17 protein-coding genes are annotated in these 20,294 nt (G+C 74.0%); 14 read left to right on the top strand and 3 right to left on the bottom strand.

Annotation, left to right across the window (positions count from 1 at the left end; genetic code table 11):
• Window positions 1–7 precede the first annotated feature (7 nt).
• Window positions 8–952 carry a transglycosylase SLT domain-containing protein gene (locus ACIBVN_RS19415; RefSeq protein WP_397138116.1) on the bottom strand — a complete coding sequence of 315 codons (945 nt, stop codon included), beginning with the start codon at window positions 950–952 and terminating at the stop codon, window positions 8–10.
• A gap of 90 nt (window positions 953–1,042) precedes the next feature.
• Complete coding sequence (locus tag ACIBVN_RS19410) at window positions 1,043–1,810, bottom strand: helix-turn-helix transcriptional regulator (protein WP_397138114.1); 768 nt, start codon at window positions 1,808–1,810, stop codon at window positions 1,043–1,045.
• 91 nt (window positions 1,811–1,901) lie between these two features.
• Between ACIBVN_RS19410 and ACIBVN_RS19405 the strand changes: the two genes are divergently transcribed.
• Complete coding sequence (locus ACIBVN_RS19405; protein ID WP_397138112.1) at window positions 1,902–2,708, top strand: phytanoyl-CoA dioxygenase family protein; 807 nt, start codon at window positions 1,902–1,904, stop codon at window positions 2,706–2,708.
• Complete coding sequence (locus tag ACIBVN_RS19400; RefSeq protein ID WP_349448871.1) at window positions 2,705–2,965, top strand: hypothetical protein; 261 nt, start codon at window positions 2,705–2,707, stop codon at window positions 2,963–2,965. The genes ACIBVN_RS19405 and ACIBVN_RS19400 overlap by 4 nt, the downstream gene beginning before the upstream one ends.
• Window positions 2,966–2,971: 6 nt before the next feature.
• Here the strand turns inward: ACIBVN_RS19400 and ACIBVN_RS19395 are convergent, their stop codons facing one another.
• Window positions 2,972–5,461, bottom strand: coding sequence for a beta-glucosidase (locus ACIBVN_RS19395; protein ID WP_397138110.1), 2,490 nt, complete (start codon window positions 5,459–5,461; stop codon window positions 2,972–2,974).
• A 135-nt stretch (window positions 5,462–5,596) separates the two neighbouring features.
• Here ACIBVN_RS19395 and ACIBVN_RS19390 point away from each other — a divergent pair, with 135 nt between their 5' ends.
• The 12 genes from ACIBVN_RS19390 to yicI all read left to right on the top strand — a co-directional run bounded on the left by ACIBVN_RS19390 (window position 5,597) and on the right by yicI (window position 20,293).
• Window positions 5,597–7,366, top strand: a complete 1,770-nt coding sequence (locus tag ACIBVN_RS19390) for an aldehyde ferredoxin oxidoreductase C-terminal domain-containing protein (RefSeq protein WP_397138108.1) — start codon at window positions 5,597–5,599, stop codon at window positions 7,364–7,366.
• A 79-nt stretch (window positions 7,367–7,445) separates the two neighbouring features.
• Window positions 7,446–8,204 carry an SDR family NAD(P)-dependent oxidoreductase gene (locus tag ACIBVN_RS19385; RefSeq protein ID WP_397138106.1) on the top strand — a complete coding sequence of 253 codons (759 nt, stop codon included), beginning with the start codon at window positions 7,446–7,448 and terminating at the stop codon, window positions 8,202–8,204.
• A gap of 2 nt (window positions 8,205–8,206) precedes the next feature.
• Window positions 8,207–9,547, top strand: a complete 1,341-nt coding sequence (locus tag ACIBVN_RS19380) for an adenylosuccinate lyase family protein (protein WP_397138104.1) — start codon at window positions 8,207–8,209, stop codon at window positions 9,545–9,547.
• Window positions 9,540–10,487: a thiamine pyrophosphate-dependent dehydrogenase E1 component subunit alpha gene (locus ACIBVN_RS19375; RefSeq protein WP_397138102.1), complete on the top strand. Its 948-nt coding sequence runs from the start codon at window positions 9,540–9,542 to the stop codon at window positions 10,485–10,487. The genes ACIBVN_RS19380 and ACIBVN_RS19375 overlap by 8 nt, the downstream gene beginning before the upstream one ends.
• A complete protein-coding gene (locus tag ACIBVN_RS19370; protein ID WP_397138100.1) occupies window positions 10,480–11,454 on the top strand; it encodes an alpha-ketoacid dehydrogenase subunit beta in 975 nt (324 codons plus the stop codon). The genes ACIBVN_RS19375 and ACIBVN_RS19370 overlap by 8 nt, the downstream gene beginning before the upstream one ends.
• The gene (locus tag ACIBVN_RS19365) at window positions 11,451–11,924 is read left to right on the top strand and encodes a VOC family protein (RefSeq protein ID WP_397138098.1); all 474 of its coding nucleotides are present in this window, start codon (window positions 11,451–11,453) and stop codon (window positions 11,922–11,924) included. Before ACIBVN_RS19370 ends, ACIBVN_RS19365 begins: the two co-directional genes overlap by 4 nt.
• A gap of 39 nt (window positions 11,925–11,963) precedes the next feature.
• On the top strand, window positions 11,964–12,812 hold the full coding sequence (locus ACIBVN_RS19360) for an amidohydrolase family protein (protein WP_397138096.1): 849 nt from the start codon (window positions 11,964–11,966) through the stop codon (window positions 12,810–12,812).
• Between the two features lie 22 nt (window positions 12,813–12,834).
• Complete coding sequence (locus ACIBVN_RS19355; protein WP_397138094.1) at window positions 12,835–13,923, top strand: Gfo/Idh/MocA family protein; 1,089 nt, start codon at window positions 12,835–12,837, stop codon at window positions 13,921–13,923.
• Window positions 13,920–14,921 carry a LacI family DNA-binding transcriptional regulator gene (locus ACIBVN_RS19350; RefSeq protein ID WP_397138092.1) on the top strand — a complete coding sequence of 334 codons (1,002 nt, stop codon included), beginning with the start codon at window positions 13,920–13,922 and terminating at the stop codon, window positions 14,919–14,921. Before ACIBVN_RS19355 ends, ACIBVN_RS19350 begins: the two co-directional genes overlap by 4 nt.
• Before the next feature lie 106 nt (window positions 14,922–15,027).
• A complete protein-coding gene (locus tag ACIBVN_RS19345) occupies window positions 15,028–16,053 on the top strand; it encodes a LacI family DNA-binding transcriptional regulator (protein ID WP_397138090.1) in 1,026 nt (341 codons plus the stop codon).
• Window positions 16,050–18,035 carry a beta-galactosidase gene (locus tag ACIBVN_RS19340; RefSeq protein WP_397138088.1) on the top strand — a complete coding sequence of 662 codons (1,986 nt, stop codon included), beginning with the start codon at window positions 16,050–16,052 and terminating at the stop codon, window positions 18,033–18,035. Before ACIBVN_RS19345 ends, ACIBVN_RS19340 begins: the two co-directional genes overlap by 4 nt.
• Entirely contained in the window at window positions 18,032–20,293 is a 2,262-nt protein-coding gene (gene yicI, locus ACIBVN_RS19335; protein WP_397138086.1) for an alpha-xylosidase, read from the top strand. Before ACIBVN_RS19340 ends, yicI begins: the two co-directional genes overlap by 4 nt.
• Window position 20,294 lies beyond the last annotated feature (1 nt).

The following is a 20,294-nucleotide window of genomic DNA, read 5'->3' as shown; positions in this document are numbered from 1 at the left end:
CCCCCGGCTACGGGCCGGTGAGGCGGCGCTCGCCGGCCGTGGTGATCACGAACACCTGCCAGTTGTAGTACGCGTAGTAGTTGCGCGGGTCCCGCTTGATCTGGCGGGCGTGCAGCAGGATCGCGTTCACGTACGCCTGGGAGTGGTTGTAGGCGTACAGCGCCCGCCGGTAGTCCCGCGGCGCGCCGGAGGCACGCAGGTAGTTGGCGGCGGCCATGACGGCGTCGCGCGGGTCCTGCACGTCGCCGCCCATGCCGTACGCCTTCCACGTCCCGGGCATGAACTGCATCGGGCCCTGGGCGCCGGTGTGGCTGTCCGACTTCACCCGGCCGAACTTGGTCTCCGCGAACATCACCGCCGCCAGCACCTCCCACTCCACCCCGAACCGGCGCTCGGCCTTCTTGAAGTGGCCGAGCAGCTCGGCCGCGGGCCGGGGAGCCTGGACCTTGAACGTGGCCGACGGCTTGACCGGGTGGGCCAGGGAGAGCAGCCCGCGGATGGCGGCCGTGTTGTCCTTGGCCTCGGCGGCCAGCGGGGCCGGGAGGCGGGCGAAGGCCTGCGCGGCGAGCTTGGGGTGGCGGGCGGCGTAGCGGTAGATGCGCTGCTCGTGGAGGGCCAGAAGCTCGACGTTCTGCGGCGGCTTGCCGGTCTTGGGCCAGGCGTCGATGGCGGCGTCGAGCGCGGCGCTGGTCCGCTTCAGCGCGGCGGCCAGCCCGGCGGCGTCCTGGGGGATCGGCTCGCCGGGGGCGGGGAGCGTCTCGCTCGCGGCCTGGACGGTCGGTGTGGGCGTGGGCGGGGCCGGCGAGGTCTGCCGGCCCGCCGCGGACTGGGCTGCCGACTGCGGGGCCAGCTCGCCGCAGGCCGCCGCGCCGAACAGGGCCGCGAGCGCCACTGCGGCCACGGCGCGCGTCGTACGGGCGGGGCGGGCGTGGTTGTCCTGGCGTTCCTCCATGGTCGGCCAACCTACCCGGTTCCGCCGCCCGTGCTGCGCCTCACACACGCGTAACTGCGGCATCTCTCGTCAGGCCGGTGGGCCGCGGGGTCAGGCGGCGGGCCTGCCCGCGCGCAGGGCCCGGGGTGAGGCGCCCAGCTCGCGCCGGCACGCCTTGTTGAACGCCTGCAGGTCCGGGATCCCCACCGCCGCCGCTATCGCGGGGATCGCGAGGGTCGACTCGCGCAGCAGGTGCAGCGCGCGCGACATCCTCCTGCGGCGGATGTAGGCCACCACGGTGTGTCCCGTCTGGGCGCGGAACAGCCGGGTGAGGTGGTTGTGCGACACGCCGGCCGCGCGGGCGATGCCGGGGACGGTCAGCGGCGCGGCGAGGTCCGCGTCGATGTGCGCCATGGCGGCCGCCACGACGGCGTGCGCGCTGCCGGCCACGGGCAGGTTCGCCACCCGCCACAGCACCGTCCACACCTCCGCCGACGCCCGCGCCCTGGTGTCGGGGACGGCCGCGATGGCCTGCCGCAGCGAGGCGGCGATGAGCGGCGCCTGGTCCCCCGCGTCCCGCATGACGGCGACGACCCGCCGCTCGTCCACGCCGGGCAGCCTGAAGTGCGCGTACAGGTGCTCTGACCGGCCCCGGTAGTGGTAGTGCACCTCCGCGCCGGGCGGGATCAGGCTCACGTGGCCGGGCTTGATCGCGTGCGTGGTGCCCTCGAGCACCAGTTCGGCGGCGTACCCGTACAGGTGGAGCTGCCAGAGGTCGGGCAGCCGGAACACGTCGTGCGGACTGACCACACCGTGCACGCCCACCCCCGCCCCCGCCACCGCGGGCGGCTCGGAGAGCGCGATCTCCACCTGCCGCACAGCGCCTTGTCTACACCAGCCGGGGAGAATGGACCAGTAGTTGATGATTACAACCCACGACACGGCTGATGTCCGATTCTAGTTTCGAGGCATGCGAACCACTTTGCTGACCTCCGTACAGGTCGCCGGATTCGTGGCCGCCGGCTACCTGCGGCTCGACGGGGTCGTGCCGGACGAGCTCAACGATCAGGCGATCGACGTGCTGGAGGCGGGCATCCCGCACTCGCCCTACGGAACTCCTGCCGCCCGGGCCTTCCCTGAGGGGTCCTTCGCCCGCCGGCTGATCGGGCTGCCGGCCGTCGCGGGCGCCCTGCGCTCGCTCGTCGGCCCGGATCCGACCGTCGACCACCACGCCGTGCACGTGCGGGAGCCGCGCGAGGGCCACGCGCAGCCGCTGCACGCCGACGCCATCATCGACACCCGCATGGACGCGTTCGACGTGCAGCTCATGTACTACCCGCGCGAGGTGACCGCGGACATGGGCGGCACCCTCGTGGTGCCGGGCAGCCATCTGCGCCGGACCAACGAGAGCGACACCGGCCGCTACCAGAACCTGCGCGGCCAGACCCGGCTGACCTGCCCGGCCGGGACCGTGATGCTGCTCCACCACGGCATCTGGCACGGCGGGCGGCGCAACGACAGCTCCGTCCGGCGCTACATGTTCAAGATCCGCTTCAACCCGACCGTGCCGCAGGTGCGGCTCTGGGACACCTCCGACCTGGACGATCCCGCCGTGGTGGCCGAGCTGGGACGGCGTTTCCCCTGGTACGAGCAGGCGACCGGGCGGCTTGAGGTGCACAACCGGGTGCGGTTGTGGCGGGCCATGACCAACGATCCCTCGTTCGACATCGAGTACTGGACGACTCGCGTGAACAACCGCCCCGGGAGGGTCGCATGAAGCAGCAGGTGCTCGTTCTCTACCTGGCCACCTCCGCGCTCGACGCCCCCGTGGTGGGCTGGTCGCGCTACGACGGCACGGGGCGTACCGACCCGACGGCGGGCGACGGGGACGAGCCGCCGTACGAGACCGGGGTGGATGCGCTGCGGGACGGCTGGCGGCTGTTCCAGGCGTCCCAGCTCATCCCGCCGTATCCCGGGCACGAGTACGACACGTCGTTCCTGAAGCACGAGTTCTTCTTCGAGAAGCTGTCGTGAGGCGCGTCATCGAACCATGACCTCCTGGCGTAGGCGCAGGTCCCTGGAGGACGACCCCACGTGGACCGTACGGCGGCCGCCCGCGAGCACCCATCGGCCGTCCGACCAGTACTGCAGCGCGCGCCTGGCCACCGGCACGGTGACGCGGCGCCGCTCGCCCGGCGACAGCCGCACCCTGGCGAACCCGGCCAGCGCCCGCGGCGGCATCGGGACCGGCGGCGCGGGCGGCGGGCCGAGGTAGACCTGGGCCACCTCCACGCCCGCGCGGCGGCCGGTGTTCGTGAGGGTGAAGGACACGCTCAGCCCGCCGCTCGCGGCCCGCACCGACAGGTCGCCGTACTGGAAGCGGGTGTAGGACAGGCCGTGGCCGAAGGGGAAGAGCGGCTCGACGTCGTTGGCGTCGTAGTGCCGGTAGCCGACGAGGACGCCCTCGCTGTAGACGGCGACGCCGCCCGTGCCCGGGTAGCGCTCGGCCGCCGCGGTGGGCGCGTCCTCCGCCCGCCGCGGGAAGGTCACCGGCAGCCTGCCGCCGGGCACGGCGCCGCCGAGCAGGAGCGTGGCGGTGGCGTCGCCGCCCTCCTGGCCCGGGTACCACATTTGCAGGATCGACCGCACGCGCTCCACCCAGGGCATGAGCACCGGGTCGCCGGTGTTGAGCACCACGGCGGTGCGGGGGTTGGCGGCGGCGACGGCCTCGATGACCGGGTCCTGGTCCTTCGGGAGGGCGAGGCTCTCGCGGTCGGCGCCCTCGGTGCCCTCGTTGAAGGCGAACACGAGGGCCGCCCGCGACTGCCCCGCCAGGGCGGCGGCCTCCCGCAGCGCCTCCTGGCGGCGCTGCGGGGTGATCCAGGCCAGCCTGACCTGCAGCGGCGTGCCTGCCGCGCCGGTGGCCGCGACGGCGATCGGCGTGGGCCGGCCGGACTTCAGGCGGACGACGCCGCCGGCGTTGGTCAGGCCGCCGGAGGTCGCGATGAGGCTGCTGTTGCCGCCGATGAGGGCGCCGACCGAGCCGATCCTGACGCCGTCGACGGTCAGCGAGATCGAGCCGTTGAACGCGGGCACGCCGCCGGCGCCCTGGACGCGCAGGTCGTAGTCGCCGGTCGCGGGCGCGGTGAGCGTGCCGGTCCACGTCCACGAGGAGCCGGCGGGCAGGGCGTTCGCGCCGGTGTGGTCGATCCGGTCGGCGGGCCGCGGCGTGCCGCCCTTCCGGGCACGCCGCAGGGAAAGGGCGGAGGCGGGCACCGGGACGCCCTCCAGGTCCACGCCGGTCGCCCAGCGGATGCGGCTGCCCGTCCCGGCTTGCCGGCGCAGAGCGTTCAGCGGGCTGTCCGCGCCGGCGGCGATCACCCGGGCGCTGCCTCCGCCGCCGGCCAGCGGGCTGGCCGCGGTGGGGCCGATGACGGCGAGGTCGGCCAGGTCGGCGCGGCCGAGCGGCAGCAGGTCGCCCTCGTTGCGCAGCAGGACCGCGCCTGCCAGGGCGATCTCCCGCGCGGTGCGGGCGCCCGCCGCCGGGTCCGGGGAAGGGCGCGGCCTGTCGCCGCCGAGCAGGCCGAACCGGTCGAGCTGGACGAGAACGCGGCGGACCGCGGCGTCCACCGCGGACTCGGGCAGCCGCCCCGAGGTCACGGCGGCGGCGAGGCCGGCGAAGTGCACGCCGGATGGCATCTCCATGTCGAGCCCGGCGGTGACGGCGGGCGCGCCGCTGTGCGTGGCGGACCAGTCGGACATCACCCAGCCGTCGAAACGCCACTCCTCGCGCAGGATCCCGGTCAGCAGGTGCGGGTGCTGGGCGGCGTACACGCCGTTGACGCGGTTGTAGGCGGCCATGACCGCGCCCACACCCGCCTGCACGGCCGCTTCGAAGGCCGGCAGGTAGATCTCGCGCAGGGTCCGCTCGTCCACCTGGGCGTCGACGGTCGTGCGGTCGTGCTCGAAGTTGTTGGCGGCGTAGTGCTTGGCCGTGGCGATGAGGCCCTCGCCCTGGATGCCGCGCACCTCGGCGGCGACCATCACGGCGGCCAGCAGCGGGTCCTCGCCGAGCGTCTCGAAGTTCCTGCCCGCCTGCGGCACCCGGACGATGTTGGTCATGGGCGACAGCAGCACGTCCATGCCCAGTGCCCGGCCCTCCCGGCCGATGACCGCGCCGAACCGGCCGGCCAGGTCGGGGGCGAAGGTCGAGGCGAGCGCGATCGGGGCCGGCAGGGCGGTGGCGCGCGCCGTGACCCGGACCCCGGCCGGCCCGTCGGCCAGGCGCAACTCGGGGATGCCGAGGCGGGGCACGCCGGGCAGGTAGCCCGCCTGGCCCTTGGCGGCCGGGTCCTTGGCGCCGTGCAGCAGCGAGATCTTCTCCTCCAGCGTCAGCTGCCCGAGCAGGGCGTCGACGTCCGCCCGGCGAGCGGTCCGCGCTGCGGGTGCGGCGGCGACGACCACGGCGGCTCCGAGGAGCCGGGCCGCGTCGCGGCGGGTAAGCGGCTGAGTGAGCGCCATGTCATCCATGGCAGCAAATCCCTGGTCTGGCGGAGCCGGACCGGCAGGCAGTGGCGGTTTACGTTGCGGCAAAACTTGCGCCCGCAAGGTGATATGTGATGTTGTCCGCTCCTGATCCCCTTATCGAGTCCAGGAGGCTTGAGCGTGCCGTTCATCGTGGATCTGACCAGCGGAAACGTGGAGAAAGAGCATCGCTCTGCCGGGCATTTCGGCGGGTCGATACTCGGGCTGCGGCTGATGGCCGAGCGCACGCCCGCCGGGCTCGATCCGTACGACCCGCGAGCCCTGTTGTACGTGGCGGCCGGGACGCTGGGCGGGACGGCGGCTCCCGGGCTGGCCAAGGCGGTGTTCCTGGCCAAGTCCCCGCTGACCGGGGTGGCCGGTGAGACGCACGCGCTCGGGCCTTTCGCGGCGGGGCTGCGCGGGGCGGGCGCCAAGGCGCTGGCCGTCGCCGGCCGTGCCGAGCGGCTGTCCTATCTGCTCGTCCAGGGCGGCGAGGTGTCCTTGCACGATGCCGCCGGGCTGCGGGGGCTGGGCACGGCCGCGACGACGGACGCGCTGCGTGCCGTGCACGGCCAGGCGGCGCACGTCGCGGCGATCGGACCTGCCGGGGAGAACCTCGTCCGGTACGCGAGCGTGGTCACCGACCACGCCTACGCCGCCGGGCGGTACGGGATCGGCGCGGTCTTCGGGGCCAAGAACCTCAAGGCCATCGTGTGCGCAGGCGACGCGCCCGCGGAGGTGGCCGATCCCGAGGCTGTCGCCCGGCTGGCCGCCTACTACCGGGACGCGCTGACCACCAACCCGCTCGCGGCGCTCCAGGCGGGGCTGCCGGGGTTCGCCGGATGGGTCGGGGAGCCGCCCGCCCCCGGGTACGCGTCGGTGCGGAACTTCTCGGTGTCCGGCGCGTCCGGGCTGCGGGTCCCCGAGGCGCGGGACTACGACGGCCGGGCGGTGGCGACCACCGGCGCCTGCCCCGGCTGCCCGAACGACTGCCTCAAGGTGTACGCGCCTCCGGGCGCCGCGGAGCGGAGGTCCGGCGGGCTGGGGCAGGAGGCGTTCCTGTCGCTCGGGTGGAACCTCGGGATCGACGACCTCGACGCCGTGCTCGGCGCGAACGCCCTCTGCAACGACCTCGGCCTCGACCCGGTCTCCCTCGGCGGGACGCTGGCGTTCGCCATGGAGTGCGCCGAGCGCGGCCTGCTGCCCGGCGGGCCCGCGTTCGGCGACGCGGCGGCGCTGCCCGGGCTCATCAGGGACGTCGCGGCGCGCACCGGCGCCATGGGCGACCTGCTCGCCGAGGGCGCGGCGCGGGCGGCGGCCAGGCTGGGTCCCGGCGCCGCCCCGTACGCGATGACCGTCAAGGGCGCCGAGCTGCCCTGCTTCGACCCCCGCATCCAGCCCGGCATCGGCCTCGGGTACGCCATCGCGCCGGGCGGGCCGCGCTACGACGCGCTGGAGCACGACCTCGACTTCGACCCCGTCGCCGGGCTGGCCTACAGCTTCGGCGAGGCCCGGCGGATCGGGGCAGAGCCCGCCCCGGTCGCCGAGCTCGACGCCGAGCGGGGGCGGCGCAGCGCCCGGCTGCTGCGGCTGTGGAGCGGGCTCGACGCGCTGAACCTGTGTGTCTTCGCCTCCTCCCCCACCCGCCCGCTGACCATCGACCGCCTGACCGCCCTGGTCACCGCCGTCCACGGGGCGGAGTTCACCCTGGACGACCTGCTGGCGGCCGGTCAGGCACGGCTCGACGCGATGCGCGCGTACGCGGCGCGGGAGGCCGGCGGCCCCGACGAGCTGCCCGCCCGCATGCACGACGAGCCCGTCACGGAGGGGCCTCATCGGGGCGCGGTGCTGGATCGCGCCTCGTTCGGGCGCGCCCGCGACGCCTTCTACGAAGAGCTCGGCTGGGACTGAGCTTGATCTCCCTCTTGTCCGGTTTGTGGGGACGGGTTATGGTCTGGTCAATCGTTTGACCGAAGGGAGTCCATCGGGGATGGCTGTCACGATCGACCTGAGCGGGCGGACGGCGCTCGTCACGGGTGGCGCCGGCGGTCTCGGCTCGGCGTGCGCCCGCGCGCTGGCCGAGGCCGGAGCGGAGGTCGTGCTCTCCGACCTGGAGGGCCCGCGACTGGCCGGGGCGGCCGCCGCGCTGGGCGCCGAGGCACGCGCGGCCGACCTCACCGACAGGGCCCAGGTGAGCGCGCTGGCGAGCGCGCGAGACCGGTTCGACGTGCTGGTGAACTGCGCCGGGATCATGCGCACCACCCCGCTGCTCGACATCGAGCCCGGCGAGTGGCTGCGGATCGTGGACGTCAACCTCAACGCCACGTTCTGGCTCACCCAGGCCGTCGGGCGCCGGATGGCCGAGCGGGGCGGCGGCTCGATCGTGACCCTGGCCTCGGTCGCCGCCCGCTCGGGCCGGCCCAACGCCGCCCACTACTCGGCCACCAAGACGGCCCTGCTCTCCCTGACGAAGTCGGCCGCCGAGGCGCTCGCCCCGGTACGGGTGAACGCCGTCTGCCCCGGCGTTTTCCTCACCCCCATGTGGGACGAGATCATCGCCGACCGCGACAGGCGGTTCGGCCCCGACGCGGGCGAGACCTACCTGAAGGAGGTCAGCGAGCGCTCCCCGCTGCGCCGCCCCGGCCTACCGGAGGAGGTCGCGTCCGCGGTGCTGTTCCTGGCCAGCGACCTGGCGTCGTTCGTGACGGGCCAGGCGCTGAACGTCGACGGCGGACTGGAGATGAACTGACCGTGCGCCAGACGTTCAAGCTGCTGCCCGAGCTGTTCGGCGACGGCGCCATGGCCGGGATCTTCTCGGCCGAGCGGACCGTGCTGGCCTGGCTGCGCACGGAGGCCGCGCTGGCCCGCGCCCAGGCCGAGACGGGCGTCATCACCGAGGCCGACGCCCAGGCCATCGAGACGGCCTGCGTGCTCGGGAACATCGACCTCCAGCGCCTGTGGTCGGAGGCCGCCAACGTGGGCTACCCCATCCTGCCCCTGGTGCGGATGATCGCCGCCGCGCTCCCCGAGGGCCCCGACGGCCGCGTCCACTACGGCGCGACCACGCAGGACATCATGGACACCGGCCTGGCCCTGCAGATGGGCGAGGCCCTCGACCACCTGGGAGCGCTGCTCGGCTCGTTCGGCGACGCGCTCGCCCGGCTGGTGTCCGAGCACGCGGGCACCGTCATCGCCGCGCGCACGCACGCCCAGCAGGCGGTGCCCACGACGTTCGGGGCGAAGCTGGCGGTGCTGCTGGCCGAGCTGGCGCGCCAGCGCGACCGGGTGGGCGACGCGGGGCGGCAGGTGCGGGTCGTGTCGCTGTTCGGCGCGGGCGGCACGTCCGCCGCCATGGGCGAGCAGGCCAGGCGCGTACGCGAGCGCGTCGCCGGCACGCTCGGCCTGCGGGCCACCGAGGTGCCGTGGCACGTGGCCAGGGACGGCGTCGCCGAGTTCGGCGTGACCTGCGCGAGCCTGGCGGCCACGGCGGCGCGCTTCGCCCGCGAGGTCGTGGACCTGTCCAGGACCGAGGTCGGCGAGGTGCGCGAGGCGGGCGGCCACCACCGGGGTGCGTCGTCCACGATGCCGCAGAAGGCCAACCCGATCGGCTGCGAGGCCGTCATCGGCATGTCGGGCACCGCGGGGGCGCTCAGCTCGGGCCTGTTCCGCGCGATGGAGGCCGGGCACGAGCGGGCCGCCGGCGAGTGGCAGGTCGAGTGGTACGTGGTGCCGCTCCTGGCCGAGCTGGCCGCGGGCGCGCTGGCCACGGCCGCCGAGGTCGCCGCCGGGCTGCGGGTCTACCCGGAGGCCATGCGGGCCAACCTGGGCGCGGAGGGCGGCCTGATCATGGCGGAGGCGTACATGATGCGCCTGGCCCCGGCGCTGGGCCGGGAGCGGGCGCACGACCTGGTCTACAAGGCGGCGCACGAGGCACGCGAGCGCGGGCGGGCGCTGGCGGACGCGCTGCGGGACGTGGCGGGGCCCGAGGACCTCGCGAGCCTGGGCACACTGCCCATCCCGCCCGAGTCCTACGTCGGCGACGCCAAGGCGATCTGCGCCGCGGCACTGGAGGCCTGGAGCGGCGATGAGTGAGAGACGGCTCGCGGACCTGCTGGCCATGTGGCGGATCCGCGCGTTCGAGGAGAAGGTGCGCGAGCTGCGCCTGGAGGGACCGATCGTGGGGTCTGTCCACCTGTGCATCGGGCAGGAGGCCGTCCCGGTCGGCGCGTGCGACGTGCTGGAACCGCACGACGCGCTGTTCGCCACCTACCGCGGGCACGGCTGGGCGCTGGCCAGGGGCGTGCCGGCGCAGCCGCTGTTCGCCGAGCTGATGGGCCGGGCGAGCGGCGTGAACGGCGGCAGGGGCGGCTCGGCGTACTTCACCGCCGCCGACCACGGCTTCCACGGCGAGAACTCGATCGTGGGCGCGGGCGCGCCGATCGCGTGCGGCGCGGCGCTGGCGGGCCGCTTCGACGGCTCCAACCGGGTCGCCGTCAGCGTCTTCGGCGACGGCGCGATGAACCAGGGCGCGGTGCACGAGGCGATGAACTTCGCCGCCGCGTACTCCCTGCCCGTGGTGTTCGTCTGCGAGAACAACCGCTACTCCGAGCTGACCCCGATCGCCGACATGGTACGCAACCCGCGCCTGGCCGACCGCGCGGCGGCGTACGGGATGCCCGGGCACCGGATCGACGGCAACGACGCCGAGGCCGTGCGCTTCCACATGCGCGACGCGCTGGAGGTGGCCCGCGAGGGCGGCGGGCCGACGCTGCTGGAGTGCATGACCGAGCGCCTGGCCGGCCACTACATCGGCGACGCGGAGACGTACCGGCAGCCCGGCGAGCTGGAGCGGATCAGGCGGCGCGAGCCGATCGCCCGCCTGCGCGCGGGCCTGCTGGCCGATGGGGTGCCCGCCGCCGAGGTGGACGCGGTGGAGCGCAGGGCGCGCGCCGAGACGGAGTCCGCCGCCGCTGCCGCGCTCGCCGCGCCGCCCGCCGACCCCGCCACCGCGAGGGAGCACCTGTATGCGTGAACTGTCCTACGGCGAGGCCGTGAACGCGGCCCTGCACCGGCTCATGGAGGAGCTGCCCGAGACCCTGGTGTACGGCGAGGACGTCGCCGTGCCCGGCGGCGTGTTCGGCGTCACCAGGGGGCTGCGCAAGCAGTACGGCGACCGCGTGTTCGACACCCCGATCAGCGAGTCGGCGATCCTCGGCAGCGCGGTGGGCGCGGCGATGATGGGCCGCCGCCCGATCGTCGAGATCATGTGGGCCGACTTCTCCCTGGTGGCGCTGGACCAGATCGTCAACCAGGCGGCCAACGTCCGGTACGTGTCGGGCGGCCGGCTGCGGGCCCCGCTGACCATCCGCACCCAGCAGGGCAACGCGCCGGGCGCGTGCGCGCAGCACTCGCAGTGCCTGGAGGCGCTGTTCCTGCACGTGCCGGGGCTGCGGGTGGGCATGCCGAGCACGCCGCAGGACGCCTACGACCTGCTGGTGACGGCCGTGCACTGCGACGACCCGGTGCTGGTGGTGGAGAACCGCACGCTGTACGCCGGACCGAAGGAGCCGGTCAGGACGGACGGCCCCGTCCAGCCGATGGGCGGGGCGCGCACCCGCCGCGCGGGCTCCGACGTCACCGTCGTCACCTGGGGCGCGATGACGCACCGGGTGCTGGAGGCGGCCGCCGCCCTGGCCCGCGAGGGGGTCGAGGCCGAGGTGCTGGAGACGCCGTGGCTCAACCCGTTCGACACCGGGGCGGTGATCGAGAGCGCGCGCCGCACCCGCAGGCTGGCGGTCGTCCACGAGGCGAACCTCACCGGCGGCTTCGGCGCCGAGGTCGTCGCCCGCGTCGCGGGAGCCGGAGTGCCGCTGGCCGCGCCGCCGGTCAGGATCGGCGCCCCCGACGTGCGGATGCCCGCCGCGCCCGTCCTCGCGCAGGCCCTGGTCCCGGACGCCGCGCGCATCTCGGAAGAAGTCAGGCGGTTGATCGGAGCATGAGAGGCGTCTGGCACTTCTCCTTCACGGTCGCCGACCTCGACAGGTCCGTGGCGTTCTACCGCGACCTGCTCGGGTTCACGCTGGTGCACCGGCAGGAGCAGGACAACGACTACACCCGAAGGCTCGTCGGCTACCCCGACGCCGTGCTGCGCGTGGCCCAGCTCGCCGTGCCCGGCCAGCCGCGCGGCGTCTCCACGCACGACCTGGAGCTGGTCGAGTACGTACGCCCGAGGGGCGCCCCCAGTGATCAGGCCCGTGACCCGGCACGCCACCTGCCGGGCGCGGCCCATCTGGCGCTCACCGTCGAGGACGCCCGCGCCGAGCACGCCCGGCTGTCGGCTGCGGGGGTGCGCTTCGTCAACCCGCCCGAGGCGATCACCGCGGGCGTGAACGAGGGCGGTTACGCCTGCTACTTCCTCGACCCCGACGACATCACGCTGGAGCTCGTGCAACCGCCGCACGTGCTCTGATATGTGCACGCTCAAACGATTGATCAGGGAGGAGGCTGGATGACCGTCGTCGACGCCCACCAGCACTTCTGGAACCTGGAGACGGGCTCGTACCCGTGGCTGACGCCGGAGCACGGGCCGATCCACCGCACCTTCGAGCCGGAGGAGCTGATCCCGCAGCTCGCGGCGGCGAGGGTCGACCGCACGGTCCTGGTGCAGTCGATGGACTCCTACGCCGACACCGACGCCATGCTCGCGCAGGCCGACGCGCACGACTTCGTCGGCGCGGTGGTCGGGTGGGTGCCGCTGCACCGGCCCGAGGAGGCGGCCGGGGCGCTGGAGCGGTATCGGCGCCATCCCAGGTTCGCGGGAGTGCGGCACCTCATCCACGACGAGCCCGACCCCGACTGGGTGCTCCAGGACCCGGTCATCGAGGGGCTCGGGCTGCTGGCCGCGGCGGGGCTGCCGTTCGACGTGGTCGCCGTGCTGCCGCGGCACCTGGAGCACGTGCCGGTGCTGGCCGAACGGGTGCCGGGGCTGCGGATGGTGATCGACCACCTCGCCAAGCCGCCGATCAAGGAGAAGGGCTGGGAGCCCTGGGCGTCGCTGCTGGCCCGCGCGGCCGAGTGTCCCGGGGTGCATGCGAAGGTGTCCGGGCTGAACACGGCGGCCGACCCGCAGACCTGGACGGGCGAGGACCTGCGGCCCTACGTGGAGCACGCGCTCGAGCTGTTCGGCCCGCAGCGGCTGATGTTCGGCGGCGACTGGCCGGTGGCGCTGCTCGCCGGCGACTACGCCAAGGTGTGGCGGGAGACGAACGCCGTGCTCTCGGGGCTGTCGCCCGCCGATCGGGCGGCCGTGCTCGGCGGCACCGCGACCCGCTTCTACGGCCTGCAGGAGGCACTGTGACCAGGACCCATGGGGGCGCCGCGTGATCGACGTGTTCGCGCCCATCGCCGCCGCGGCCGACCTGACCATCCCGACCGGGCACCGGCTGCCCGTCGCCGTCGTCGGCGCGGGCGCGATCGTGGACGTGGCCCACCTGCCCGCCTACCGGCAGGCCGGGCTGGAGGTGACCGGCCTGTACGACCTGGACGCCGCCCGCGCCGCGGAGGTGGCACGCCGCCACGGGGTGCCCAGGACCTACGCGTCTCTGGAGGAGCTGCTGGCCGACGAGCGCGTGGCCGTCGTGGACATCGCCGTCGCGCCGCGGGCGCAGCCCGGCATCGCGCGGGCGGCGCTGGCGGCGGGCAAGCACCTGCTGTGCCAGAAGCCGTTCGCGCCGGACGTCGCGACCGGGCGGGGCATCGTCGACCTGGCCGCGGGCAGCGGCCTGAAGGTTGCGGTCAACCAGCAGCTCCGCTTCGACGAGGGCATCGCCGCCGCCCGCGCCATGGTGCGCGCGGGCTGGATCGGCGAGCCGACGGCGATGACGTTCACCGTGAACATCCTGACCGACTGGAGCGCCTGGGACTGGCTCGTCACCACCGACCGGCTGGAGATCGTCTACCACTCCATCCACTACCTGGACGCGATCCGCTCGATCCTGGGCGAGCCGGAGCTCGTCTTCTGCACCGGCAGCCGCACGCCGGGGCAGCTCGCCAAGGGCGAGACGCGGACGATGAGCACGCTGGTGTACCCGGGCGAGGTGCGGGCACTCGTCCACGTGACGCACGAGAACCGCACGGGCGACCAGGAGGCCTCCTTCCGCATCGACGGCACGCAAGGCGCGATCAAGGGCACGCTCGGCCTGCTGTACGACTATCCGCACGGCCGCCCCGACACCCTGTCCGTGAACAGCCGGGCGCTGCCCACGGACGGCTGGCTGCCGTACCCGGTGACCCGGCGCTGGCTGCCTGACGCGGTCGCCGGGCCGATGGGGTCGCTGCTGCGGGCCGTCGCGGAGGGCGGCGAGCCGGAGACGTCCGGCGCGGACAACCTCGGCACGCTGCGCCTGCTCGACGCCCTTTATCGCTCGATGGACACGGGCGAGAGCGTGCGGACAGGATCGCCCGCATGAAGAGCTCCCGGGTCACGCTGACCGACGTCGCCGCCGTCGCGAAGGTCGACCGGGCCGTCGTCTCCCGCGTCATCAACAAGGACCCCACGCTCAACATCCGGCCGGAGACGCGTGAGCGGGTGCTGGCGGCGATCGAGGAGCTCGGCTACCGGCCCAACGCGGCCGCGCGGAGCCTGCGCACGGCCCGGGCGCACATGTTCGGGCTGTTCATCCCCGACTTCGCCAACCCCGTCTACGCGGAGATCATCAAGGGCGCGGAGGCGGAGGCGGCCGCCGAGGGGTACGTGCTGGTCACCGGCAGCGCGTCGAGCGCCGCGCTGGGCGACTACATGGACCGGATCGGGCAGGGCCGCATCGACGGCCTGCTGCTGGCCGGCACCGGGGTCGAGCCGGGGCTCATCAGCCAGCTCGACCGGGCCGCCATTCCGTGGATCATGCTCAACAACCGCAGCAGGAGCGTCAAGCGGTACGTCATCCTCGACGACGCGGGGGCCGCCGCGCTGGCGGTCGAGCACCTCGTCCGCCTCGGCCACCGCCGCATCGCCCACCTCGCGGGCCCGTCCCGCGCCGACACGGCCACGCGCAGGTCGGCGGGGTACTCGGCGGCGATGCGCGAGGCGGGCCTGCCGGAGGGGCCGATCGTGGCGGCCGACTACACGCCGGCGGGCGGGGCGGCGGCGATGGCCCGGCTGCTGGCCGCTCCCGAGCGGCCGACGGCGGTGTTCGTGGCCAACGTGGCCTCGGCGATCGGGGCGATGGAGGGCGTGCGCTCGGCCGGGCTGGAGATCCCCCGGGACGTCTCCATCGTCGCCGTGCACGACCTCGAGCTGGCCAGCTACCTCCACCCCGCGCTCACGACGGTGCGCATGCCGCTGGGCGAGCTGGGCCGCCGCGGCGTGAGCCTGCTGGCCAGCCTGAAGCCGGACGACACGGTGGCCGAGGTGCTGGCCGGGCCGATCCAGCTGATCCAGCGCCAGTCCACCGCTCCCCCGCCGTGAGATCCGTCTGAGGGGGTTTGGGACGCCCGATTTCACCCCATTGACAGCCCCGCAAACGGGACCCTAGGTTGTGCGAAACGTTTCGATCCAGGGAATCGGCAGGGGGATGTCTTCGATACGTGACGTGGCCGAGCGGGCGGGGGTCGCGGTCAGCACCGTGTCCGCCGCGCTCAACGGCACCCGGCCGGTGTCGGCGGCCACGAGGCGGCGCATCGAGCAGGCCGCGGCCGACCTCGGCTACCGCCCGAGCCTGCTGGCCCGCGGCCTGCAGAGCAAGCGCACCCGCATCCTCGCCCTGCTCTACCCCGCCCCGCGCAGCGGCTTCGGGCTGACCGAGATGCAGTTCGCCACCGGCGCCGCCGAGGCGGCCCGGGAGCTGGGCTACCACCTGCTGCTCTCCCCCGAGCACGCCGACCCGGTCGAGGAGCTGCGCCACCTCACCGGCCTCGGGCTGGTGGACGGCGTGCTGCTGATGGAGGTCGGGCTGGACGACGAGCGCACGGACTTCCTCATGGAGGCGGGGGTCCCGTTCAGCATGATCGGGCGGACCCGCGACCCGGGCTCGATCGACCACGCCGACATCGACTTCGCGGCCACCGCCAGGCAGGCCGTGGCGCACGTGGCCGGGCTCGGGCACCGCAAACTGGCCTTCTTCAACCTCTCCGCCGACGCGTACGCGGCACAGTACGGTCCCGCGACCCGGGCCGGGGCGGAGTTCGCCGAGGCCGCCCGCGCGGCCGGGATCGGCTACGTGGACGACTTCCGGCCGGGCTCGGCCGAGGAGGGCAGGCAGGCGTTCGAACGGCTGGTCGCGGCGCATCCGGACGTGACGGCGCTGGCGGTGATGGACGACCACGCGGCGGCCGGCGTGATCGCGGCCGTGGCGGCGCGCGGCTGGCGGATCCCCGAGGACCTGACGTTGCTGCTGGTGCTGTCCTCGGCGGGGGTCGCCGAGATGTTCCACCCCCGGCTCACCACCCTGGAGCCGCCGAGCGCCGAGCTGGGCGGGCTCGGCGCGCGCATGCTCATCGACCGGCTGGCGGGCGACGGGCCGCCCCAGCACCGGCTGCTGCCCTGCCGCCTGGTGATCGGCGACAGCTCCGGACCAGCGCGTGAAGGAGTTAGATCGTGACACTCGGCATGCACACGCTCACCGCCGGGCGCGGCCTGCTGTTCGGCGGCGACTACAACCCCGAGCAGTGGCCGGAGCACGTGTGGAGGGAAGACGTCGAGTTAATGAGCGCGGCCGGGGTCAACCTCGTCACGGTCGGCGTCTTCAGCTGGGCGCGGCTCGAGCCCGAGCCGGGCAAGAGGGACTTCGCCTGGCTGGACCGGGTGCTCGACCTGCTCGGCGCGGCCGGGATCGCGGTGGACCTGGCCACGCCCACCGCCTCCCCGCCCCCGTGGCTGGGGCACCGCTGGCCGGAGACACTGCCGGTCGACGAGTCGGGGCATCGCCTCTGGTACGGCTCCCGCAACCAGTTCTGCCCGTCGTCGCCCGTCTACCGGGAGCGCGCGCTGGCCCTGGTCGAGGACCTGGCCGAGCGGTACGCGGGCCACCCGGCCCTCGCCCTGTGGCACGTCGGCAACGAGTACGGCCAGGTCTGCCACTGCGAGGAGTCCGCCAAGGCGTTCCGCGCCTGGCTGAAGGAGCGCTACGGCGACCTGGACACGCTCAACGAGGCATGGGGCACCACGTTCTGGAGCCAGCACTACAGCGACTGGGCCGAGATCGTCACCCCGCGCCGCGCCCCCTACATCGTCAACCCGTCGCAGCAGCTGGACTTCTGGCGCTTCTGCTCCGACGCCCTGCTCGCCCACTTCCGCGCGGAGCGCGACGTCCTGCGCGAGCGGACCCCGGACATCCCGATCACCACCAACTTCATGGGTCTCTTCAAACCGGTCGACTACTGGTCGTGGGCTCAGGAGGAGGACATCGTCTCCAACGACCACTACCCCGACCCGGCCGACCCGCTCGCGCCCGCCCGCACCGCGCTCACCCATGACCTCATGCGCGGCCTCGCGAAGGGCAGGCCGTGGTTGCTGATGGAGCAGTCCACGGGCGCGGTCAACTGGCGCCCGCACAATCCGCCCAAGCCGCCCGGCCGGCTCAGGCTGGAGTCGCTGCAGGCGGTCGCCCGGGGCGCGGACGGGCTGTGCTACTTCCAGTGGCGGGCCTCCCGGTTCGGCGCCGAGCGCTTCCATTCCGCGATGGTCCCGCACGCGGGCCCGGACACCCGCCTGCACGCCGAGGTCCGCGCGCACGGCCGGGAGCTGCGCGAGCTGAGCGAGGTGGCCGGAGAGCCGGTGCCGGCGCGGGTGGCGATGGTGTTCGACTGGCCGAGCTGGTGGGCGCTGGAGGAGCGCGGCCGGCCGAGCGACCGGCTCAACGCGACCGACCAGCTCTTCTCCTACTACCTGCCGTTCTGGGAACGCGGGGTGAGCGTGGACCTGGTGCCCCCGTCGGCCGAGCTCGGCGGCTACGCCCTGGTCGTGGTCCCGAACCTCTTCCTGATCGGCGACGCGGACGCCGCGTCCTTGACCGCCTACGTCCGCGGCGGCGGGGTGCTGGTCGTGGGCCCGTTCTCGGGGATCGTGGACCCGCGGGCGAACGTGCGTACCGGGCGGTTTCCCGCGCCGCTGCGCGAGGTGCTCGGCGCGTCCGGCGAGGAGTGGCGGCCCGTGGACGGCCCTGTACGCTGCCGGTGGGCCGGCGGGGCGGAGTTCGCCGCGCACACCTGGACCGAGCTGATCAACCCGGAGGGCGCCGAGACGGTGGCCGAGTTCGCCGACGGCGGCCCCGCGGTGCTGCGGCACCGCTCCGGGGAGGGCGTCGCCTGGTACGTCGCGACGATGCCGGAGCCCGACGCGCTCGGCGAGCTGGCCGAACGCGTGCTGGCCGACGCGGGCGTGCGCGGGGTGCTGCCGGAGCTGCCGCGCGGTGTCGAGGCGGTACGCCGCGGCGACGTCCTGTTCCTGCTCAACCACGGCACGGAGACGGCGCGGGTGCCGCTCCCCCACCCGGCGAGGGACCTGCTGACCGGATCCGCCGTGGACAGTCACATCACACTGGCATCGCAGGCCGTGGCGGCCCTCGTGCAAGGAGCGGCATGAAGTTCAAGGACGGCTACTGGCGGCTGCGTCCCGGGGTGCGGGCCGGCTACGCGGCGCAGGCGCACGACGTGACCGCGGACGCCGCCTCGCTGCGGATCCTGGCCCCGGCCAGGCCAATCACCCACCGGGGATACACGATCGACGGCCCGGTGCTGCGGGTGGACCTGTCGTCCCCGATGCCGGACGTGATCCGCGTCCGTACGGTGCACTTCGCCGGATCCGTCCCCGCCGCCCCCGCCTTCCAGGTGCGCGACGACGCGCCGGAGGTGGACATCGCCGTGGACGGCGAGCAGGCGAGCCTGACCAGCGGCGCGCTCACCGTGCGGGTGCGCAGGGACGCGCCGTGGGAGATGACCTTCAGCGCGGGCGGGCGCGAGCTGACCCGCAGCGGCGGCAAGAGCCTCGGCGTCATGCACGACGCCGAGCAGCGGCACTACCTGGTCGAGCAGCTCCGCCTCGGCGCCGGAGAGCTCGTGTACGGGCTGGGCGAGCGGTTCGGCCCCCTCGTGCGCAACGGGCAGTCCGTCGACATCTGGAACGACGACGGCGGCACCAGCAGCGACCTGGCCTACAAGAACGTCCCCTTCTACCTCACCAACCGCGGCTACGGCGTGTTCATCAACCATCCCGGGCGCGTGTCGTTCGAGGTCGGCTCGGAGTCGGTGTCGCGGGTGCAGTTCAGCGTCGAGGGCCACGACCTGGAGTACCTCGTCATCCACGGGCCCACGCCGAAGGACATCCTGCGCCGCTACACCGCGCTGACCGGCCGCCCCGCGCTGCCGCCCGCCTGGTCGTTCGGGCTGTGGTTGTCCACCTCGTTCACCACCGACTACGACGAGGCGACGGTGACGTCGTTCGTGGACGGGATGGCCGAGCGGGACCTGCCGCTCAGCGTGTTCCACTTCGACTGCTTCTGGATGCGCCCGTACCGGTGGTGCGACTTCGAGTGGGACCCGGAGGTGTTCCCCGACCCCGAGGGCATGATCCGGCGGCTCAAGGAGCGCGGGCTGCGCGTCTGCCTGTGGATCAACCCGTACATCGGGCAGGCGTCGAAGCTGTTCGACGAGGGGGCGGCGGCCGGTCACCTGCTGCGCCGCCCCGACGGGAGCGTCTGGCAGGACGACCACTGGCAGGCAGGGCGGGCGCTGGTGGACTTCACCTCCCCCGCCGCGAGGCAGTGGTACGCGGGCAAGCTGCGCGGGCTGCTCGGCATGGGGGTGGACGCGTTCAAGACCGACTTCGGCGAGCGCATCCCCACCGACGTCGTCTACGCCGACGGGTCCGACCCCGAGCGCATGCACAACTACTACACGCTGCTCTACAACGAGACCGTGCACCAGGTGCTGGCCGAGCGGGGCGCGCCCGTGCTGTTCGCCCGGTCGGCCACGGTGGGCGGGCAGCGGCTGCCGGTGCACTGGGGCGGCGACTGCGAGTCGACGTTCGACGCGATGGCCGAGTCGCTGCGGGGCGGGCTGTCGTTGGGGATGGCCGGGTTCGGGTTCTGGAGCCACGACATCGGCGGGTTCGAGGGGCGGCCCGACCCGGCCGTGTTCAAGCGGTGGGTGGCCTTCGGGCTGCTGTCGTCGCACAGCCGGTTGCACGGGAGCAGCTCGTACCGGGTGCCGTGGCTGTTCGACGAGGAGTCGGTGGACGTGCTGCGCTCGTTCACGCGGCTGAAGGCGCGGCTCATGCCGTACCTGTACGGCGCCGCGGTCGAGGCGACCACGGACGGGCTGCCGGTGATGCGGGCCATGCGGCTGGAGTTCCCCGGGGATCGGGGCTGCGACTACCTGGACGCCCAGTACATGCTCGGGCCCGACCTGCTGGTGGCGCCCGTCATGTCGGCCGACGGCGAAATTTCGTACTACGTCCCTGAGGGGATCTGGACGCCGCTGCTCGGCGGGGAGAGCGTGAGCGGGCCCGGGTGGCGTACCGAGCGGCACGGGTTCGACAGCCTGCCGCTGCTGGTGCGGCCCGGCGCGGTCGTGCCGACGGGCGCCCGCGAGGACCGGCCCGACTACGACTACGCCGACGGCGTCACCCTGAACGCCTACCGGCTCCCCGACGGCGCCCGCCGCACCGTCACCGTGCCCGCCCTGGACGGAAGCGCCGCAGCCGTCTTCGAGGTGTCCCGCACGGGCGGGCGCGTCAGGGCCCGCCGCGTCGCGGGCGCGCCCGCGACCTGGAGCCTGCGGATCTTCGGAGACCACCAGGCGACGGAGACCACCCAGGGCGACGACATCGAGATCACCCTGTAAG

Origin of the sequence: Nonomuraea sp. NPDC049400, from assembly GCF_044466425.1 — a bacterium.
Classification (GTDB): domain Bacteria; phylum Actinomycetota; class Actinomycetes; order Streptosporangiales; family Streptosporangiaceae; genus Nonomuraea.
The sequence above is the reverse complement of the archived record's forward strand: the minus strand, read 5'-3'. Positions and strand labels throughout refer to the sequence as shown.